The sequence below is a fragment of the Vibrio sp. VP6 genome (assembly GCF_028823755.1).
Classification (GTDB): Bacteria; Pseudomonadota; Gammaproteobacteria; order Enterobacterales; family Vibrionaceae; genus Vibrio; species Vibrio parahaemolyticus.
On sequence record NZ_JAPEID010000003.1, the window covers coordinates 152,392 to 171,986 of the forward strand.

The window sequence follows — 19,595 nt, forward strand, 5'->3', positions numbered from 1 at the left end:
GGGATGGCATGGCTTACGGTTACAAACCCAGTTGGCTCAGTAAGTCGTCAGCGTCATCTTTAGGGTTCGAAGATTCCGACTCTTTTTCTGCCATGTTTTTACGCGCGGCTTCTAAGATGTCATCTGGGTTTTCATCTTCTGCAATTTCAAATTCTTCAAGCTGGATGAACTCTGTTTTGTCCATCGCTAGCTCTAAATAGAAAATGTTGTTGTTCGCGGTCGAGAACGTCACACGACGTGCTTGAGGGCGATCCAAATTGGTGTCAACTTGCAAAATTACCTGTTTGTTCAGCGCCAGCATCTTCGGTTGGTTTTGCGTGATGTTGGTTTGCAGTTCTTTACGGATTTTATTGGTAAAGTCACCGACCAATTGGTTCATGAGTTCACCCAATACGTCTGCAACTTCATCAGAAGTATGGGAGATAGCCAGTTCTTCTTCTGGCATGCCCATATTGCGCATGTAGTTTGTGTAAATCTCTAAAGCGGCTTTTGCAGTAAAGTTAATCACTACAAGTCCGGTAAATCCGCCATCAAATAGGACAAAACAGCCAAAATCTGGTTTGAGGCTGGTCTTGTTGATCTTTTGAACCATTGCGGAGTAATTAACTTGAGAAGAGGTGGCCGAAGTAAGAACGCCAGAAACAGACTGGCAAAGTTTTAGAAGGATATCTTCCGTGGTAACAACTTTATTTTTTTTCATTCTGAAAGCTCATCTAGAAACGCGATTTCTATCCCAATGTAAGGCATCAAGCCTCAAAAAATAAAGCATAAGTTTAATTATTGTATTGAGATTCTGATTTGATCGCCTTTTTAAATGTTGTAAAGTGACGAAATTCAAAGAATATTACTCCTCTCACTTTTTTTGCGGCGTCTTGTTGTGCTGATAGCTGCGCTGTATGAGAAATGAGCAAATAATTAGATAACCCGCAGCTGATGGGATCAGCGTCGTAGGGGCAGGAAGCAAATGTTACCAAGATTACACTCGCAAACTGATGTCGATCCTCTTGTGCTTCGTTTTCTGAAAGAGCTTGAACAAGCCGGATTCACTGGCGACATCGAAAGCCAATATTCAAGTCGTTTAGCCGTCGCTACTGACAACAGCGTTTACCAGCAACTCCCTCAAGCAGTCGTCCATCCTCGAACGACTCAAGATGTTTCTCTCATCGGGAAACTGAGCAATCAAGAAAAGTACGAAAGAATCACATTCTCCCCTCGTGGTGGCGGTACCGGTACAAATGGCCAGTCGCTGACCAAAGGAATTGTGGTGGATTTGTCTCGCCACATGAACAAAGTATTGGAAGTGAATGAAGATGAAGGGTGGGTTCGCGTTCAAACTGGTGTTGTGAAAGATCAGTTGAACGATGCGGTTCGTCCTTACGGCTACTTTTTCTCTCCAGATTTGTCGACCAGCAACCGCGCAACGATTGGCGGGATGGTGAATACCGACGCCTCTGGTCAAGGCTCTCTTAAATACGGGAAAACGTCTGATCATGTACTGTCGTTGCAAGCGGTGTTTGCTGATGGCTCGATTTTAGAGTCTGATTTGTCTCATGGGTATCCAAAAGAAGGCGAGTTTGCCGCGACGGCGTTACAAGTGACGGAATCAGTTTGTCGAGAAAAACGCCAGCAGATCGTGGATAAATTTCCTCCTCTCAACCGCTTCCTAACGGGCTATGACTTAAAGAACGCGTTAAATGAAGACGATGACCGTTTCGATATCACGCGAGTGCTGTGTGGAGCAGAAGGCTCATTGGCCTTTATTACGGAAGCGAAGCTAAACCTGACGCCAATTCCGAAAGCGCGTACCTTAGTTAACGTGAAATACAACAGCTTTGACTCTGCACTGCGCAACGCGCCATTTATGGTCGAAGCGAAAGCTCTTTCTGTCGAAACTGTTGACTCAAAAGTACTTAATCTCGCGAAGCAAGACATTGTCTGGCACACCGTGAGCGATCTGATCACCGACGTGCCAAACAAAGAAATGCTTGGCATCAATATGGTGGAATACGCAGGGCAAGACGAAGAAGAAGTTACTGCGCAGGTCGCGGCGTTAACCGCCAAACTCGATATCATGTTGGAAACAGAAGAAGCGGGCATTATCGGCTACCAAGTTTGTAACGATGTGGCGAGTATTGGACGTATCTACAACATGCGTAAAAAAGCGGTGGGTTTGTTAGGCGCTGCAAAAGGCCGCGCTAAACCGGTCGCATTCGCTGAAGATACGTGTGTACCACCAGAAAACTTGGCCGATTTCATTGTAGAGTTCCGCGAACTATTAGATAGCAAGTCTCTGAATTACGGTATGTTTGGTCACGTTGATGCAGGGGTGCTGCATGTGCGTCCTGCGTTGGACTTGTGCGACCCGCACCAAGAAGCATTGATGCATGAAGTCTCTGATGAAGTTGTCAAGCTGGTAGCGAAATACGGCGGCCTGATGTGGGGTGAGCACGGAAAAGGTTTCCGCTCGGAATATGGTCCGGAGTTCTTTGGTAAAGAGTTGTTTACTGAGCTTAGACGCGTAAAAGCTGCATTCGACCCACACAATAAAATGAACCCAGGTAAAATCTGTACGCCACTTGATAGCGATGCAGAGTTGGTAAAAGTAACCGACACCAAACGTGGTTACTATGATCGCCAAATTGACGTACAAGTACGTGACAGCTTTAAGCAAGCGATGGAATGTAACGGTAACGGTTTGTGCTTTAACTACGATACCAGCTCGCCGATGTGTCCATCTATGAAAGTGACGGCTGATCGTCGTCATTCGCCAAAAGGGCGCGCTGGATTGGTTCGTGAATGGTTGCGTCAGCTTACTGAGCAAGGTATTGATATTCTTGATCTAGAAAAGCACACGTTAGAAAACAAAACATCGATCAAAACCATGATTGATCGTGTGCGTCATTCCATTAATCGTCGTCACGAATACGATTTCTCTCATGAAGTTTATGAAGCAATGAACGGCTGCTTAGCGTGTAAAGCGTGTGCGAGCCAATGTCCGATCAAAGTGGATGTCCCAAGTTTCCGCTCCCGCTTTTTAAACATTTATCACTCGCGCTATCAGCGTCCGGCAAAAGATTATTTGGTTGCCAACATTGAAACCATGCTGCCAATGATGGCAAAAGCACCAGCAGTCGTGAACGGCGTATTGAAACAGTCGTGGGTTAAGAGTTTAACGGCTTCAACAGTAGGGTATGTGGATGCGCCGTTGCTGTCTGTTCCTACGTTGAAACAGCGCGTAGAGTCGCTGACAACGCCGTATGATCTGCAAGTATTGAGTGGTTTGTCTTCGACTGAAAAGAGCAAGCACGTATTAATCGTTCAAGACCCATTTACCAGTTATTACGATGCGGACGTTGTTGAAGACTTCGTCAAGTTGGTTAAAAAGCTAGGTATGTATCCAGTGCTTTTGCCATTTAAGCCAAATGGTAAAGCGCAACACATCAAAGGTTTCCTACGCCAGTTTAAAGATACCGCGGCTGATACGGCGAAGTTCTTGGCGATGGTGGCGGAATTAGACATTCCGTTGGTCGGCGTTGATCCGGCATTGGTGCTGTGCTATCGAGATGAGTACGCGGAAGTACTCGGTAGCAAGCGAGGCGATTTCGATGTGCTAACGGCACACGAATGGCTGTACCCAAGGTTGGAAGCGTTTGAAGTAGCAAAGCAACGGGAAAATCAGGAACCGTGGTACTTGTTTGCGCACTGCACTGAAAAAACCAAAATGCCGAACGCAGAGAAAGAATGGGGCGCTATTTTTGCTCACTTTGGCGCGGTATTGAACACAGTACCGGTTGGTTGTTGTGGCATGGCGGGGACATTTGGCCACGAGGTGGATAAGCTGTCGATGTCGAAAGACATATACAATTTAAGTTGGAAGCCAAACCTAGATAAGTTAGATAACGAAAGATGTTTGATTACTGGTTATTCTTGCCGAAGCCAAGTAAAACGCTTTGAAGGAACAAAGCCTAAGCATCCCGTTCAAGCACTGTTAACTTTGGTATAATGACATCAAGCCCAGTCTAACTGGGCTTTTTTGCCCAATGATGAACATTCCATTTCAAAGGATCTGAACCTTGAGAAAACTTGAACTCAAAGTCCCACCTGTTGCGGTGTTTTTGCTGGTCATACTCTTGATGTACGGGCTTAAAGTCTTGACGCCGAGCATGAACATTCGAGTGCCCTTTGTTGAGTTTGTAGTCGGTGCACTAACTTTGTTGTCTGGCTACATGGGGATTGCCGGTGTATATGAATTTCGCAAAGTAAAGACTACCGTGAACCCAGTAAAACCTGATGCAGCATCTTCCGTTGTAAGAACTGGTGTGTTTGCCTTCTCACGTAACCCAATGTACATGGCGTTGTTACTGCTCATCATTGCGGTGGGTTTATGGTGGCAACATTTAAGTGTGGTGCTTTGCGGTGTGCTGTTTGTTAGTTATATGAATCGATTTCAAATCAAACCAGAAGAACATGTATTGGAAAGGTTGTTTGGTGAGGAATACTTGGATTATAAAAACCAAGTTCGTCGCTGGATTTGAATACCGAGCTGCCATCGAATCATTTTTTAAGTAAAAAGAAAGCCCAACATCAATCGTTGGGCTTTCTTTTTGGTATCCGATTGTTATCGCTAATTCGGCAGTCTGTTACGCTGCCTTAACGAACTTTGCTAGGAATGCATCCTTACGCTCATTAAAGCGGTGTACAAGGTCGTCAACGGCTTCTTGATCGTATGGCTTCAAACCACTCGCTACCATACGTTTAATGCCTTTACCGACCACTTCACCATCTTCTTTGAATGCGAAGTTCAAAGTCACCACGCCGCGCTTACCATCTACATCAAACGTCGCACCAGTAAAATCCACTTCAGGATGTGTAAGGTCTAAGCGTGAAAATTCAACTTCCATGCTTTCATAAATAACCAGTGGACGCTGACAGTTGATCATCATTTGTTTCTCTTCCATAAGAGGAACCATGATGTGCGGGAAGTTCATGCCAGAAAACTGCACGTAATTCGTTACCACGTGCTCAATAAAAGCCGGGTTGTGATTGGTTTCGCCTTCACGAGACATGTGCAAGTATTCTTTGCCTGCCTCATCTACGACTGCGCTTTCTTTTTCACACTTATTTTCAATATGCAGCTCAATGCCATCATTTACCATGCCAGAGAAACGAAAGCGCATTTTTTGGCTGATGCCTTCTTTACTTAGTAGAACGGCAAATAGCAGGTCGCCAGGCACACAAAAGCGTTTGTTATCTTCATCATGAATAGGGTTGTAATCACCAGCCACGCGCTTAGCAAAGTGACTTGCTTGTTCACGAGTGAATTGAAATTGATGATTATTGTTTGAAAAATAAGGTGTTAGAAACATAATTATTAAGTAGTAACCAAAACTGTAAGGGATTATATGCGAATATCTGAGTAGCAATGGTCCATCCAGTAGAAAGTTCACTGCATTTTGACAATGCGCACCCAAATCAGCAGATAAACGTTTAAAAACACATGCTTGAATGGCTTATCCATTTATGATGCGAATAAGTGCGTCGCGCGACTCTGATATCACTCACGAATTGTTAAGAGTATAGACACAAAAAAGGCTCCACGAAGAGGTGGAGCCTAGACTGAAGTTTGCTTCTACAGATTAATGTACGCTTGGCAGAAGGTTCTCTGGCATCAGTGCGTTATGTAGAGCGAGTTTCAACAATGTGTTTGCTTGCTCGATATCGGGTGCAAAGTAACGGTCTTTATCGTAGAACGACACTTTTTCACGCAGCATCTGTTTTGCAATTTCGATTCGCTCAGACGATTTATTTGGCGCTCTGAAATCCAAACCTTGCGCCGCCGATAGATATTCGACAGCTAGAATGCCGCGAGTGTTTTCACCCATTTCTTTCAGTCTGCGAGCCGCGAATGTCGCCATTGACACGTGGTCTTCTTGGTTTGCTGATGTTGGTAAGCTATCTACTGAGGCTGGGTGAGCAAGGGTCTTATTTTCACTTGCTAATGCCGCAGAGGTTACTTGAGCAATCATGAAGCCAGAGTTCACGCCACCATTATCGACTAAGAATGGCGGTAGTTTTGATAGCGCGCTGTCGATGAGAAGTGCCATACGACGTTCAGACAAACTGCCAATTTCTGCAATGGCGAGAGCTAAGTTATCGGCTGCCATCGCAACAGGTTCTGCATGGAAGTTACCGCCGGAGATGATGTCGTTATCTTCTGCAAATACTAATGGGTTATCAGAAACGGAGTTCGCTTCTACTTGCAATACTTCAGCGGAGTTACGAATTTGCTGCAAACACGCGCCCATTACTTGCGGCTGACAACGCAGTGAGTATGGGTCTTGCACTTTTTCACAGTTAGTGTGCGATTCACCAATTTCACTTGATGTATCCAGTAGGTGACGGTATGCGAGTGCTGCGTCCATTTGGCTACGATGACCACGTACGCGGTGGATTCGAGGGTCGAACGGACGTCGGCTACCTAGTGCGGCTTCTACAGACATGGCGCCACACACGGTTGCTGACGCGAAAAGATCCTCGGCAATAAACAGACCTTCTAGCGCGAATGCTGTTGAAGCCTGTGTACCATTGAGTAACGCCAAGCCTTCTTTTGGCGCTAGTGTAATAGGCTCAAGACCAGCAATTTTTAGTGCTTCGTAGCCGGATACGATTTGGCCATTGTGACGTGCTTGACCTTCACCAAGTAGCACCGTACTCATGTGGGCTAGGGGAGCCAAATCGCCTGAAGCGCCCACCGAGCCTTTTTGAGGGACGCATGGATAAACTTGTGCATTGACTAAATCAATCAACATGTTGATGACTTTCAAACGAATGCCAGAAAATCCACGAGCCAAGCTGTTGATTTTTAAAACCATCATGAGGCGGACGGTTTCATCAGACATGAATTTGCCGATACCCGCAGCGTGAGATAAAACAATGCTTCTTTGCAGCGTTTCTAAGTCTTCCGGTGCAATTCGAGTGTTTGCCAAAAGACCGAAACCGGTGTTGATACCATAGACGGTACGATCTTCCGCAATGACGCGATCGACGACTTGAGTACTTTCTTCAATGCCCGGAATGGCCTCTGGGTCCAAAGTAAGGTTAACCGAGGAACGGCTCACTTGACGCAGTTCGTTTAAGCTAATATGACCTGGCTTTAGCGTTAAATTTAACATCTCTTCCATCCTTACTTGAGCTTCTTCAGTTCTTCGTTGAGCATTGGTAAATCCAGTCCTTGCTCGGCTGCACATTGTTTGGCGATATCATATCCTGCATCAGCATGACGCATTACACCCGTTGCAGGGTCGTTATGCAGTACGCGAGCAATGCGTTGAGCAGCATCGTCACTACCGTCACAACAAATGACCATACCCGAGTGTTGGGAGAAGCCCATACCTACGCCACCACCATGATGAAGTGATACCCATGTTGCGCCGCCAGCAGTGTTCAATAATGCGTTTAATAGTGGCCAGTCTGATACTGCGTCAGATCCGTCCATCATGCCTTCTGTTTCTCGGTTCGGGCTTGCTACAGAGCCTGAATCTAAGTGGTCGCGACCAATAACGATAGGAGCTTTCAGCTCACCATTTTTCACCATTTCGTTGAACGCTTGACCAAGGCGCTCACGATCTTTCAAACCTACCCAACAAATACGAGCCGGAAGACCTTGGAACTGAATACGCTCACGCGCCATATCTAACCAGTTATGCAGATGTGGGTTGTCAGGAATCAACTCTTTTACTTTTTGGTCGGTTTTGTAAATGTCTTCTGGATCACCTGATAGAGCTGCCCAACGGAAAGGCCCAATGCCTTCACAGAATAAAGGACGAATATAAGCAGGAACGAAACCTGGGAAATCAAACGCATTTTCTACGCCTTCTTCCAGTGCCATCTGACGAATGTTGTTACCGTAATCGAGTGTCGCCGCGCCACGGCTTTGCAGATCAAGCATCGCTTGCACTTGTACTGCCATGGATTTCTTCGCTGCTTTTACAACAGCGGCTTCATCTTGCAGACGCATTTCTGCTGCGTGAGACATGCTCCAACCTTGTGGTAGGTAACCATTTAATGGGTCGTGCGCAGAGGTTTGGTCAGTAACTACATCTGGTGTGATATTGCGCTCAACAAGCTCAGAGAAAACGTCGGCCGCGTTACCTAGAAGACCTACAGATACTGGCGTGTCCGATTCGGTGATGATTGCGAGTGCTTCGTCTAGGGAAGTCGCTTTTTGGTCAACATAACCAGTACGCAGACGGTAATCGATACGTGATTCGTCACACTCAACGGCAATCATTGAAAAACCTGCCATGGTGCCCGCAAGTGGTTGAGCGCCACCCATGCCACCAAGACCACCAGTTAGAACCCAACGACCTTTTGCATCGCCGTTAAAGTGCTTTTTCGCAACTGACACGAAGGTTTCGTAAGTGCCTTGTACGATGCCTTGTGAACCGATATAAATCCAGCTACCCGCGGTCATTTGGCCGTACATCATCAAACCTTGCTTATCAAGCTCGTTGAAGTGTTCCCAGTTTGCCCAATGCGGAACCAAGTTTGAGTTAGCAATGAGCACACGCGGTGCGTTTTTGTGGGTTGGGAAAACACCCACAGGTTTACCTGATTGCACTAAAAGCGTTTGGTCATCTTCGAGTCTTTCCAGTACTTCTACAATCTTGTCGTAACATTCCCAGTTTCGTGCTGCGCGACCAATGCCGCCGTATACCACTAATGAATGTGGATGTTCTGCCACATCAGGATCTAGGTTGTTCATCAGCATACGAAGTGGGGCTTCTGTAAGCCAAGATTTTGCGCGCAGTTTATTTCCGTGAGGTGCACGAATTGTTCTGCTTGTATCAAGTCGTGGATCTTGTCCCTGGCGCTGTGTCATTTTCAGACTCCTTTAGTTTCTCGTGATGACCAAGTGCTTGCTTGGTCTTTTTATTCAAAATTCACTTAGATTTCAAAGTGATGGTTATTTAATAGGTTGAGGTTTATGTTCTTTCTCCGCCATGGCGTTGGCGATGTCCCAACACAAACGGGCAGCTAAGCGAGCGGTTTGACTATCGACATCGTAATTCGGGTTGTACTCTGCGATATCGGCTAACATAAGCTTGTTTTTGTAGTGAAGAATTCGTTCTAAAAAAGGTGCGATTGTGTCGTAACTTACACCTCTAGCCGCAGGAGCACTTACGCCTGGCGCGGTTGCTGCTGGGAATACATCCAAATCAATGGTGAGATAGAGATAGTCACAATCGTCGATAAAGTGTTGCAGTTGGGTTAGGTGGTAGCTGTGATTCAAGTAATTGAGTTGACTATCTTCTACATACCATACGTTCAGCTCGTCTGCTTTTTGGAACAAAGCTTGCGTGTTGCTGCTGCGACTCACCCCCAAACAGGCGTAATGGAAAGCCCAATTATTACGCTGACAAAAATGATGAATTTGGTTGAATGGTGTACCTGAGCTTGGTTTTACATCCGCTAATGAACTTTCGAACGCACGCAAATCGAAGTGCGCATCGAAGTTAATGATGCCAATTTTTGGCTTTTTTTCTGGATGATGCGTTTTGAAATATTCCGCTAGACCAGAAAACGATGCCCACGCAATTTCGTGTCCGCCCCCCAAAACGATAGTTGGCGTGTGAGGTAGCGCTTCTGAAATGAGGTTTGCACAGCGTGATTGGCTTTCTTCTAACAAGTCATCATCGCAAACGACAGTCCCAAGATCATAAAGCGGGGCATCTTTATGCCAAGCGAGATTCGCTAGCGCTCTACGAATCAAATCTGGTGCTTTTTTTGCTCCAATTCGGCCTTTGTTTCTCGCAACGCCTGCGTCGGTAGCAAAACCCAGAATGGATACGCCTTGAGAGGCTTTTTCTAGTTCGCTTGTTTTTTGATGTTTAACGACGTGGTGAATGCGTTGACCCAATTTGCCATCTTCAGCATCATGACGGCCTTGCCAGTGAAATTTTTGCTGGTGTAAATCTGACTGAGACATATTAAAAGCCTCCGTGTGAAACATATTCACCATTTACTATACGACCTACGAGACGTTTTGCTCCGACTTGGTAACTTAAATCTGCTGGGTGTTCGATATCCCAGATAGCAAAGTCCGCATCGAAACCTGTTTTTATCACTCCTCGTGAGTTGGTGTAGCCAAGTGCTTGTGCAGCATGTTGCGTTACGCCGCGCAATGCTTCTTGTGGCGTGAGACGAAATAGGGTGCATGCCATATTCATCATTAGAGTCAGGTCGGAAAAGGGAGATGTACCTGGGTTTACATCGGTGGCGATGGCCATTGGCACGTGGTACTTCCTTAGTAGCTCAATCGGTGGTAACTGAGTTTCTCTCAAAAAGTAAAAAGCACCGGGTAGTAGTGTGGCTACGGTATCGGATTTCGAAAGGGCGATCACACCGTCTTCATCGAGATATTCGATATGGTCAGCCGAAAGGCCTTTGTATCGTGCAGTCAATTCAGTGCCACCAAGGTTCGATAGCTGCTCTGTGTGGCCTTTTACGTGTAAGCCATATTGTTTCGCTGTCGCAAATACTTTTTCGGTTTGATCCAAATTAAAACCGATAGACTCACAAAACACATCCACACTGGTAGCCAAGTTTTCCTCTGCGACGATTGGGATGATTTCCTGACAAATATGTTCGATGTAATCGTCTGCGCGAGCTTCAAATTCAGGCGGTAAAGCATGAGCGGCAAGAAGGGTAGTTGTGATTTTGACTTTACGCTCTTGTTCTAAGGCTTTTGCAGCACGCAGCATTTTTAGTTCGTCTTTGAGCGTCAAGCCGTAGCCTGATTTTACTTCAACCGACGTAACCCCACTTGCTAACAAGCCATCTAAACGAGGCAACGCGAGCTCAATTAATTGCTCTTCAGTAGCTGCTCGAGTGGCCTTTACGCTGGAAAGGATACCGCCACCTTGCTTCGCTATTTCCTGATAAGGCACGCCGTTTAAGCGCATCTCAAATTCATTCGCGCGATTCCCCGCGTAAATTAAGTGGGTGTGGCAATCAATGAGTCCCGGCGTCAGAAGTTGACCTTGTAGGTCGATAGTTTGCGAATAGTGCTGAGGAGACAGAAGCGCTTCTATTTGAGGGGTGTCACTTCCAACTGGATGAGCACTGATAGCCGCGATTTTACCAGCTTGAATACCAACACGGGCTGGCGGCGTTGGTAAGTAACCTGCTTCACCACGTTCCATGCTAACTAGTCGGGCATTCTCAATCAGCAAATCCATTCTCTCATTCCTACTTTGATTTGTATCTTTAAATGTATATACAAATAAATAAGTCAAAAAGAATGCGGTGACAAGCGTGATGTTGCTAAAATGTGATCAAAACGTAGTGGGAAAGGCTGTTTATATGCACCTAGAGCAGAACTTTAGAGCTCAGCTTGTACTTATTACCTGGGTGGTAGAGTAGAGCTGTACTGACCAATTTGTCTTGGCTCCATGTTCTACGATTAAGAAGAAGACAAGGTTCATTGGCCTGCATTTTCAAATCCAGTTTGATGCGATTATCGGGAACAATGGCTTCAACCGTGTGTTCAATCGCACTCAACGGACAGTTATTAGATAGGTATTGATTAGGAGTAATTTGGGTGAAGTCTTGGCTAAGATAACTCGGGGCGTATTGGCTGTTTACCCAACGCAGTTCTAACTGAATAGGTGTGCTGTCTTCATAGTGAATGATCTCACTGTAAAACACCGTTGTACCAAGCATTACTCCTAGTTTTATTGCGATGCTATCGTCCGCTTTTATCGCGACTTGTTGAACTACTTTACTGCTGTATTGGCGTCCTCGGTCACTGACTTCTTCCGCTATATTGCGAATATCTAGTAATGGGGATTCTGATTTCTCACTAGGGTCACAAACGAACGTTCCCAACCTTGGGCGACGTTGTAGCTTCCCTTCATTCACCAAATCTCGTATCGCTTTGTTTACTGTCATTCGGCTTACACCAAACTGTTCAGTCAGCTCGATTTCAGTCGCAATGCGCTGTCCGACCATCCAATCTCCGGAATCAATTTTATCGAGGATAAATTGTTTGATTTGCATGTAGAGTGGCGCAGACATAATGATACCTTTTAAATTGACTATACAAATACTGCTCAATTTAAGTACAAATTGCAAATAGTTATCGACAAATACGACATTTAGAGACAAATAACGGGCATTTGCTTGCTGAATGATTTGGCTGATTTGATATTTTTTGAATCGATAGTGGAATCAAGCCGTATTCTTGCGGTCTATTGCTTGCAGCTTATAAGGCAATTGTGTAAACAAAGCACAACTAATAAAAACAGTCGCAAAAAAGGAAAGGCATGTTTAAGAAATTAAAAGCATCGTTGGGTATTGGATCTGCAAAAGTGGATACTATTTTGGATGAAATGAGCGTGTTTCAAGGTGCGACGCTGAAGGGACATGTTCATATCAAAGGTGGGGATGTTGAACAGCAGATCGACGCCATCACCATTAAATTGAACACAGAAATGAAAGTTGAAGTGGACGATAGCGTAAGTTATCAAACCTTCACTATCGACCAGCTCAAGGCGGTTGACCCGTTTGTGATTCAACCGAATGAAGAAAAACAAGTGCCTTTCGAGCTAAAACTGCATGATGAAACACCTATCACTGCGGTTAGCGCATTGAAGAACCAGTGCAATGTTTGGGTCGAAACCACTCTGGATATTGATTTTGCCATCGACCCACGAGATCGCGATTACATTGAAGTGAAACCACTACCAGTGGCATCTCGCGTTATTCGAGCGATTGAACAAGCTGGTTTTACGATGGTGAAAGCAGATGTCGAAAAAGGCTTCTTGCGCGGCGACTCTTTTGCCTCCCGTTCTGGTATCTATCAAGAGCTTGAGTTTCGCAATAGCGGGTTTGTGTCTTCAAAGGAAATTGAGCTGTCTTTCATTTTGGAAGGGCAGGTGATGCACTGTTTGGCTGAAATTGACCGTTCTTTGAGCTTCTCAGGTGATCAGTATCGCTCATTCACATTGCCAATCAATGCCACTGATGCGCAAGTGGCAGCCGCAGTGGCACCAACATTGAGTCTATAAAAACTCGCTTTCCGAGTTAGATGAAAGCAGGTACCGATATCCAATCGTGAATGCGATATCGGTACTGTTATCCATATTTCTTGCATTCTCTATCGCCATGATTTCAAGGGCGGAGTTGCCCATGAGATAGCGATATCCCATCACAATTTCATTTGACGCATCGGCAAATTCTGCTGGCCCCTCAGTGGAACCTTGATACCAGTGGTATTCAACAATAAAGTGGTGGTTTTCCCAAGGTGCATAACGATATCCACCCGCCATTGCAGCGGTGTTGTGGCGGTAAGGTAAATCGAGAAGAGCACGATCGTCAGAACGAAAAGTCATCCCGAACATTGAATAGAAAGCGTGTGCTCCGTACAGATAAGAGTAATTGAGTTGCACGCCTTGCTCAAAGTTACTGCCTTTAAAGGTACCGTGCGCGACTTTGTTATAATAGAGGCTTCCTCCTAGCGAAAGACCATGACGTTCATTTTGCAATATTTGGTATTGAACATACGTCGAGAGGTTGTTCGCGATGGTTTGGCCTTCGAAGCCGTCTTCCAACACATCATATTGCGGCATTGAGATGTAAAAGCGGTTGTTATCAACTTTATCTCGCCCGTTTTGTCCAATTCCAAATAGGTCATGAAAGCTTTCTGTTAAGCCATCCAGATGATTATCTGCAGCAAATACCCAGCGATAATTCAGTTCCCATTGCCATTGAGAACTGACTTGCCACTTAGCTCCAATTTCTAATTGGTTGTGGTAATAATCCAAAGCGTATTCGTTAGTATGAGCCCAAACACTCGCTATTGTCGCCGAGCCATAAGCTTCTCTGTACTCTGAAGGCAAGCTAAACCCAGAGCGGAGATGGTTGGTATGACTGACCACTTGCATTGGCGATTGAGCGTAAGATCGAAGTGGTCCGTAAAGGTCGTTAGAGGCAAAAGTGGAAGCAGGCAACCAAAAAGCAAAAGCCAATATTGTAGGTTGCCATCGATTTTTCTTCATGATGAATACCTAAATATAGATTACTCAATAAATTAACTATAGTGCCACTCATTGTTTCGTGCTGGCTATTATACCAATGGTGTTTTTCGCCGAGTAGCTTATTTAGTAGTGAACTTTCAATGACAAACTGAAATCGCGCTTTGCAATCTAAATGTGAGCTAGGTACAATCGCTCTTCCGATAGCGGTCCGGTATTCGTGTTACTGAGCGACCTCTATCGCTTCTCAACTATTTATCAACAAATAGCTTCTAAATTTGAATAACATGTGTTGCTTGGTATGCAACACCACTGTAAAGGACATAGCATGCCTATTATTACTCTTCCTGACGGCAGTCAGCGTCAATTTGACAACCCAGTATCTACAATGGAAGTTGCGCAATCGATCGGTCCCGGTCTTGCAAAAGCAACGATTGCTGGTCGTGTTAACGGTAACCGCGTTGATGCGTGTGATCTAATTGAAGAAGACGCAAGCCTAGAAATCATCACAGTAAAAGATGAAGTTGACGGTCTAGAAATCGTTCGTCACTCTTGTGCTCACCTTCTTGGTCACGCTCTAAAACAGCTATACCCACAAGCTAAAATGGCGATTGGTCCTACCATCGACAATGGCTTCTACTACGACATCGACCTAGACGAGTCTCTAACGCAAGAAGATCTTGAAAAGATCGAAAAGCGTATGAAAGAACTTGCGAAAACCAAGTACGAAGTTGTTAAGAAAAAAGTAAGCTGGCAGGAAGCACGTGATACATTTGAATCACGTGGTGAACCGTACAAAGTGGAAATCCTAGACGAAAACGTATCTCGCGATGATCGTCCGGGCCTATACCACCATGAAGAATACATTGACATGTGTCGTGGTCCTCACGTTCCTAACATGGGCTTCTGTCAACACTTCACTTTATTGAATGTTGCAGGCGCTTACTGGCGTGGTAACAGCGACAACAAAATGCTTCAACGTATCTACGGTACTGCTTTCCACGATAAGAAAGCACTGAAAGCGCACCTAACTCGTCTAGAAGAAGCGGCGAAGCGTGACCACCGTAAAATCGGTAAGCAATTAGACCTATTCCACATGCAACAAGAAGCACCGGGTATGGTGTTCTGGCATCACAATGGTTGGTCTATCTTCCGTGATCTAGAAGTGTTCGTTCGTGACAAACTAAACGAATACGATTACCAAGAAGTGAAAGGTCCACTAATGATGGACCGCGTTCTTTGGGAACGTTCTGGTCACTGGGATAAATACGCAGACGCGATGTTCACGACTTCTTCTGAGAACCGTGAATACGCGATTAAACCAATGAACTGTCCTGGTCACGTTCAGATCTTTAACCAAGGTCTGAAATCGTACCGTGATCTTCCGCTACGTATGGCAGAGTTTGGCTCATGTCACCGTAACGAACCTTCTGGCGCACTACACGGCATTATGCGTGTACGTGGCTTTACTCAGGATGACGCTCACATCTTCTGTACTGAGAGTCAAATCCAAGAGGAAGTAACAAGCTGTATTAAGATGGTTTACGATACGTACCAAACATTTGGTTTTGACAATATCGTAGTGAAACTGTCTACTCGTCCAGAAAAACGTGTAGGTTCAGACGAAATCTGGGATCAATCTGAAGAAGCATTGAAACAGTCTCTAGAATCAATGGAAATTCCATACGAGATTCAAGAAGGCGAGGGTGCATTCTACGGTCCTAAGATCGAGTTTACGCTATATGACTGTCTAGACCGTGCATGGCAATGTGGTACAGTTCAGCTAGACTTCAACCTACCAGGTCGCCTAGGTGCAACTTACGTAGGTGAAAACAACGAACGTCTTGTTCCGGTAATGATTCACCGTGCAATTCTAGGTTCTCTAGAACGTTTCATCGGTATCCTTATCGAAGAATATGCTGGTTTCTTCCCAACTTGGTTGGCGCCAGAACAAGCAGTTCTTATGAACATTACTGATAAACAGTCAGGTTATGTTCAAGAAATCGTACAAAAACTACAAAAAAGTGGAATTAGAGCTAAAGCGGACTTGAGAAATGAGAAGATTGGCTTTAAAATCCGCGAACATACTTTGAAGCGTGTACCGTATATGCTTGTTGTTGGTGACCAAGAAATGGAAGCTGGCGAAATTGCAGTACGTACTCGTAAAGGCAAAGATCTTGGTAAATTTAAAGTGGATGACTTCATCGCATACATCCAAGACGAGATCTCTAGCCGTAAGCTCAATCTGGAGGAATAAGCTATTAAAGGCGGAAGACGTGGCCAACAGCCGGTAAAACAAAACCCGCACCGTATCAACGGTGAAATTCGTGGTATTCGTGAAGTTCGACTAACAGGCGCTGACGGTGAATCAGTTGGTGTTGTATCGATTCAAGAAGCCATTGCAGCTGCTGAAGAAGCTGGTATGGATCTCGTTGAGATCAGCCCTAACGCCGAGCCACCAGTTTGTCGTGTGATGGACTATGGTAAGTTCCTCTTCGAGAAGAGCAAATCTGCTAAAGAGCAGAAGAAGAAGCAAAAGCAGGTCCAGATCAAGGAAGTAAAATTCCGTCCTGGAACTGATATTGGAGACTATCAGGTAAAACTACGCAACCTGACGCGTTTCCTTGAAGAAGGCAACAAAGTGAAGGTAACAATTCGCTTCCGTGGCCGAGAGATGGCACACCAAGACATCGGTGTCGACGTTCTAAACCGCTTGAAAGAAGACACTGCAGAAATTGCTGTAGTAGAAGCTTTCCCTAGCCGTATTGAAGGTCGTCAGATGATCATGGTGCTAGCCCCTAAAAAGAAGTAATTAACGGCTCATAAAGTAATTGAAACCCAGCCGTTTCCCTTTGAATAAAAGGCAACGGATGGGTTTTGTTCGCCCTAATTACATTGTTTATTAAACTACTCAATGCGGAGTTATTCATCATGCCTAAGATGAAAACCAACAAAGGTGCTGCTAAGCGTTTTAAGAAAACTGCTGGTGGTATTAAGTACAAGCACGCTACTAAACGTCACATCCTGACTAAGCGTACTACTAAGAACAAGCGTCAACTACGTCCAAATGCAATCCTTCCACGTTGTGAAGTGGCTGCAGTAATCCGTATGTTGCCATACGCTTAATTCTTTTTAGTTATCAATCGTTTAGTTTAGGAGAAGCATAATGCCTCGCGTAAAACGTGGTGTACAAGCTCGTGCACGTCATAAGAAAGTTCTAAAACAAGCTAAAGGTTACTACGGTGCACGTTCACGTGTTTACCGCGTAGCTTTCCAAGCAGTTACTAAAGCTGGTCAATACGCTTACCGTGACCGTCGCGCTAAGAAACGTCAATTCCGTCAACTATGGATTGCACGTATCAACGCGGCATCTCGTCAAAATGGTCTATCTTACAGCCGTTTCATCAACGGTCTTAAGAAAGCATCTATCGAGATCGACCGTAAGATCCTTGCGGACATCGCAGTATTCGACAAAGCTGCATTTGCAGTTCTAGTTGAAAAAGCGAAAGCTGCTCTTTAATTAGCAGTTTAGGTTTAAGGAAAGGAGAGCATTTGCTCTCCTTTTTTATTATCTGTAATTTCTCTTCTGTGTGTTTTCTTACTTGTTTGCATCACTTCTGGTTACACTCCTCTCACATTGAATACTTTCAATAAAGGTACTCACGCACAGCCACTTCTATATAACTTACTAACACTATCCTGATTTCATATTTAAAGGCTTGGTGGTAACGTACTGTATTTACTTCATAGTATTAAGGGCACGACATGATTTACACAACAACAGATACGATTCCAGGCAAGGAAATAGCAGAAGTTAGAGGAGTGGTGACGGGCAACGTTGTTCAATCTAAGCATATCGGCAGAGACCTAATGGCTGGTCTAAAAAGCATTGTTGGTGGAGAGATCCGCGGATACACCGAAATGATGACCGAAGCACGTGACATTGCTATTCAACGTATGGTCGAGCAAGCGAACCAGAAAGGCGCTGATGCGATTGTAGGAATTCGCTTTACTACAAGCTCAATTGTCGATGGTTCATCTGAAATCCTTGCTTTTGGTACCGCTGTAAAGCTCGTGGAATAGAATTGCTTTTGATTGGCGAGGCAACATCGGTTCTTCGCCTTCTTTAGACTCTCCCTGAAGTGGTTTGAGTAAGCCATGGCTTCACTCCAAAATGTTAAAAAACTCATACTCTAATCCTATGGCTTTATTGGTATATCTTTTTTGTGATTGTGAATTTTTATTCATTTACTTGGCTTGATTTAAGTAGGGTAAATATTCTAAAACTAGTTATGTGATCTGGTGTTATCTTCTTGCTTTAATTATCTAAGCCATACAAATTGCGATCAGGTAAACTGATTTTATTTCTTTTATTATTAAATGACTTAGATATATATAACCAAGTTCAATGTCTTTTGAGTTATGTCATTTGCGTGTTGAATGGTGTTGTTGGTATATTAATTCAAGAATTTATTATAAAAATATGAACTTATAGCTTGCTAATAAGCTCTAAATTGTTACAAATACTATAAAGCTGTAACATTGCCAAAAGGAATAGTAGATGAGAGATCTGACTCCCGAATATTTGCTAGCCGCTTTACGACAAGCGATTAAAACAAAGGGGCTAACATATCGAGAGCTATCTGAAAAAATGGGCATGCCACTGTCCACTTTTAAGAGACATTTAACCAGTACCAACCTCGCGTTAGATAAACTGCTTGAATACTGTCGTGCGATTGACTGTACATTGGATGAATTGCAAAAGTTAGCCAATCAGTTGCAAGGTGAAGATGAAGATTATTTTAGTCGAACACAAGACGAAGTGTTTTTTCAGTTCCCACATCTTTACGATTTTTATCGTGAACTGAGGATGTTGCGCGGAAAAGATGGATACACAATTTTAAAGAAGAAATACGACTTATCAGAGCAAAGCATGTCTGATTATCTGGGTGCACTAGAGTTGCTAGACCTTGTTTACGTAGATGAAAACAAAAGTATTACGTTGCACGGCCCGCTGTACTACAGCTACGCAGAAAACTCGAAGTTAAACGATAAGTACACCGAGATAATCAAAGAGCAAACAACGACACATGATAAATGCGTTCGTGTTGCTTTGGCGCGAATGAAAATTACGGAAGAACAGTTGCTGGAGCTTGAAGATCAAGTAGCGAAAACGGTGATTGATTTTCACTCGAAGAATGTTGTCGCTGAAAACTTTAATGTTTCCGACTTCACAAACGTCGTTCTACTTGCTGGGCCACATCAACCAGTGACATTCTCTGATGGAATTGTAGAAACAGAATATCGTTTTATTGACGATATTCGCTACGCAATTGCAGCAGCAGGGGATAAACCAAGCCTTTCAATTTAATCCATTCACTTATCTCTCAGAGCCAATGGCTTGCATCTTAGGTATTGGGAAATATCGAGTTTGTAAGCTCTTGGCTTAACGTCTATCTCTCGCCTAAATCTTCAGCACATCAGTTTGTCTAGCCTTTGTTTTTGCATTTTAATGATAAAACTATAGATTTTTGTAATTTTTCGTTATGGATAAATTCA

17 protein-coding genes are annotated in these 19,595 nt (G+C 44.4%); 9 read left to right on the top strand and 8 right to left on the bottom strand.

The genetic code is table 11. The features are described 5' to 3' along the window. Nucleotides 1-19 precede the first annotated feature (19 nt). Nucleotides 20-700 carry a DUF3334 family protein gene (locus OU793_RS03145; protein ID WP_025635710.1) on the bottom strand — a complete coding sequence of 227 codons (681 nt, stop codon included), beginning with the start codon at nt 698-700 and terminating at the stop codon, nt 20-22. Between the two features lie 264 nt (nt 701-964). Here OU793_RS03145 and OU793_RS03150 point away from each other — a divergent pair, with 264 nt between their 5' ends. Next, nucleotides 965-4,003: an FAD-binding and (Fe-S)-binding domain-containing protein gene (locus tag OU793_RS03150; protein WP_159404140.1), complete on the top strand. Its 3,039-nt coding sequence runs from the start codon at nt 965-967 to the stop codon at nt 4,001-4,003. A gap of 70 nt (nt 4,004-4,073) precedes the next feature. Then, entirely contained in the window at nt 4,074-4,535 is a 462-nt protein-coding gene (locus OU793_RS03155) for an isoprenylcysteine carboxylmethyltransferase family protein (RefSeq protein WP_020840461.1), read from the top strand. Nucleotides 4,536-4,640: 105 nt separating this feature from the next. On the opposite strand, the gene OU793_RS03160 is transcribed toward OU793_RS03155, so the two are convergent. From OU793_RS03160 to hutC, 6 genes are all read right to left on the bottom strand, one after another. Next, nucleotides 4,641-5,366, bottom strand: a complete 726-nt coding sequence (locus OU793_RS03160; RefSeq protein WP_005462640.1) for a DUF3581 domain-containing protein — start codon at nt 5,364-5,366, stop codon at nt 4,641-4,643. 270 nt (nt 5,367-5,636) lie between these two features. Continuing rightward, nucleotides 5,637-7,172: a histidine ammonia-lyase gene (hutH, locus tag OU793_RS03165; RefSeq protein ID WP_140103398.1), complete on the bottom strand. Its 1,536-nt coding sequence runs from the start codon at nt 7,170-7,172 to the stop codon at nt 5,637-5,639. Nucleotides 7,173-7,183: 11 nt separating this feature from the next. After that, a complete protein-coding gene (gene hutU, locus OU793_RS03170) occupies nt 7,184-8,881 on the bottom strand; it encodes a urocanate hydratase (protein WP_017448639.1) in 1,698 nt (565 codons plus the stop codon). Nucleotides 8,882-8,965: 84 nt separating this feature from the next. Then, on the bottom strand, nt 8,966-9,988 hold the full coding sequence (hutG, locus tag OU793_RS03175) for a formimidoylglutamase (RefSeq protein ID WP_031821678.1): 1,023 nt from the start codon (nt 9,986-9,988) through the stop codon (nt 8,966-8,968). Between the two features lies 1 nt (nt 9,989). Beyond that, nucleotides 9,990-11,240, bottom strand: coding sequence for an imidazolonepropionase (gene hutI / locus OU793_RS03180; RefSeq protein ID WP_159404139.1), 1,251 nt, complete (start codon nt 11,238-11,240; stop codon nt 9,990-9,992). A gap of 130 nt (nt 11,241-11,370) precedes the next feature. Continuing rightward, nucleotides 11,371-12,078: a histidine utilization repressor gene (hutC, locus tag OU793_RS03185; protein WP_005483583.1), complete on the bottom strand. Its 708-nt coding sequence runs from the start codon at nt 12,076-12,078 to the stop codon at nt 11,371-11,373. Between the two features lie 248 nt (nt 12,079-12,326). Between hutC and OU793_RS03190 the strand changes: the two genes are divergently transcribed. Continuing rightward, entirely contained in the window at nt 12,327-13,070 is a 744-nt protein-coding gene (locus OU793_RS03190) for a sporulation protein (protein ID WP_140103400.1), read from the top strand. Here OU793_RS03190 and OU793_RS03195 read toward each other — a convergent pair. Further along, the gene (locus tag OU793_RS03195; protein ID WP_140103401.1) at nt 13,065-14,060 is read right to left on the bottom strand and encodes a DUF3187 family protein; all 996 of its coding nucleotides are present in this window, start codon (nt 14,058-14,060) and stop codon (nt 13,065-13,067) included. The genes OU793_RS03190 and OU793_RS03195 overlap by 6 nt on opposite strands. A gap of 304 nt (nt 14,061-14,364) precedes the next feature. Between OU793_RS03195 and thrS the strand changes: the two genes are divergently transcribed. From thrS to OU793_RS03225, 6 genes are all read left to right on the top strand, one after another. Then, nucleotides 14,365-16,293 (top strand): threonine--tRNA ligase, encoded by a 1,929-nt coding sequence (gene thrS / locus OU793_RS03200; RefSeq protein WP_005490070.1) that lies wholly within the window; start codon nt 14,365-14,367, stop codon nt 16,291-16,293. Between the two features lie 3 nt (nt 16,294-16,296). Further along, nucleotides 16,297-16,848 carry a translation initiation factor IF-3 gene (infC, locus tag OU793_RS03205; RefSeq protein WP_071651979.1) on the top strand — a complete coding sequence of 184 codons (552 nt, stop codon included), beginning with the start codon at nt 16,297-16,299 and terminating at the stop codon, nt 16,846-16,848. 119 nt (nt 16,849-16,967) lie between these two features. Further along, on the top strand, nt 16,968-17,162 hold the full coding sequence (gene rpmI / locus OU793_RS03210; protein ID WP_005462620.1) for a 50S ribosomal protein L35: 195 nt from the start codon (nt 16,968-16,970) through the stop codon (nt 17,160-17,162). Nucleotides 17,163-17,202: 40 nt separating this feature from the next. Beyond that, complete coding sequence (gene rplT / locus OU793_RS03215; RefSeq protein ID WP_004727974.1) at nt 17,203-17,556, top strand: 50S ribosomal protein L20; 354 nt, start codon at nt 17,203-17,205, stop codon at nt 17,554-17,556. A 245-nt stretch (nt 17,557-17,801) separates the two neighbouring features. Continuing rightward, nucleotides 17,802-18,119, top strand: a complete 318-nt coding sequence (locus OU793_RS03220) for a heavy metal-binding domain-containing protein (RefSeq protein WP_005462608.1) — start codon at nt 17,802-17,804, stop codon at nt 18,117-18,119. A gap of 478 nt (nt 18,120-18,597) precedes the next feature. Then, a complete protein-coding gene (locus tag OU793_RS03225) occupies nt 18,598-19,407 on the top strand; it encodes a helix-turn-helix transcriptional regulator (RefSeq protein WP_159404138.1) in 810 nt (269 codons plus the stop codon). The last annotated feature ends 188 nt before the right edge of the window (nt 19,408-19,595 follow it).

Excerpts from the sequence above, each read along its gene's own strand:
- rpmI (WP_005462620.1), top strand. The coding sequence starts at position 16,968 with ATGCCTAAGATGAAAACCAACAAAGGTGCTGCTAAGCGTTTTAAGAAA.
- OU793_RS03150 (WP_159404140.1), top strand. The coding sequence starts at position 965 with ATGTTACCAAGATTACACTCGCAAACTGATGTCGATCCTCTTGTGCTT.
- hutG (WP_031821678.1), bottom strand. The coding sequence starts at position 9,988 with ATGTCTCAGTCAGATTTACACCAGCAAAAATTTCACTGGCAAGGCCGT.
- OU793_RS03190 (WP_140103400.1), top strand. The coding sequence starts at position 12,327 with ATGTTTAAGAAATTAAAAGCATCGTTGGGTATTGGATCTGCAAAAGTG.
- rplT (WP_004727974.1), top strand. The coding sequence starts at position 17,203 with ATGCCTCGCGTAAAACGTGGTGTACAAGCTCGTGCACGTCATAAGAAA.
- OU793_RS03160 (WP_005462640.1), bottom strand. The coding sequence starts at position 5,366 with ATGTTTCTAACACCTTATTTTTCAAACAATAATCATCAATTTCAATTC.
- hutC (WP_005483583.1), bottom strand. The coding sequence starts at position 12,078 with ATGTCTGCGCCACTCTACATGCAAATCAAACAATTTATCCTCGATAAA.
- OU793_RS03225 (WP_159404138.1), top strand. The coding sequence starts at position 18,598 with ATGAGAGATCTGACTCCCGAATATTTGCTAGCCGCTTTACGACAAGCG.
- hutI (WP_159404139.1), bottom strand. The coding sequence starts at position 11,240 with ATGGATTTGCTGATTGAGAATGCCCGACTAGTTAGCATGGAACGTGGT.
- hutU (WP_017448639.1), bottom strand. The coding sequence starts at position 8,881 with ATGACACAGCGCCAGGGACAAGATCCACGACTTGATACAAGCAGAACA.
- hutH (WP_140103398.1), bottom strand. The coding sequence starts at position 7,172 with ATGTTAAATTTAACGCTAAAGCCAGGTCATATTAGCTTAAACGAACTG.
- OU793_RS03145 (WP_025635710.1), bottom strand. The coding sequence starts at position 700 with ATGAAAAAAAATAAAGTTGTTACCACGGAAGATATCCTTCTAAAACTT.
- OU793_RS03220 (WP_005462608.1), top strand. The coding sequence starts at position 17,802 with ATGATTTACACAACAACAGATACGATTCCAGGCAAGGAAATAGCAGAA.
- thrS (WP_005490070.1), top strand. The coding sequence starts at position 14,365 with ATGCCTATTATTACTCTTCCTGACGGCAGTCAGCGTCAATTTGACAAC.
- OU793_RS03195 (WP_140103401.1), bottom strand. The coding sequence starts at position 14,060 with ATGAAGAAAAATCGATGGCAACCTACAATATTGGCTTTTGCTTTTTGG.